1 protein-coding gene is annotated in these 262 nt (G+C 58.4%); it reads left to right on the forward strand.

The features are described from left to right. On the forward strand, positions 1 to 262 hold a 262-nt coding region (locus H5993_RS09295), incomplete at both ends, for a leucine-rich repeat protein (protein WP_204777117.1).

Here is a 262-nt window from a genome sequence, read left to right on the forward strand (position 1 = left end):
GATGCTGCGGAAGACGGGACGGCTCTGCCGGCCCTGTCCAGGATCCGTCTTCTGATCGACGGAGCGATCCTGTGGAATATCCATCTGCAGACAGGCCTGGATTTCAGATGCTGGCAGCTGCGGGAAGTGGTCCTGCGGGAGGGCGTCCGTTTTATCGACCAGAGTGTGTTTGCCTACTGTGTGAACCTGCGCTCGGTGACCATTCCGGATTCTGTCCGTAAGATCGGAATCGGCGCTTTTGCCATGTGTCCCTCTCTGGTAC

This window comes from Limosilactobacillus alvi (genome assembly GCF_016900115.1).
GTDB classification, from domain to species: Bacteria; Bacillota; Bacilli; order Lactobacillales; family Lactobacillaceae; genus Limosilactobacillus; species Limosilactobacillus alvi.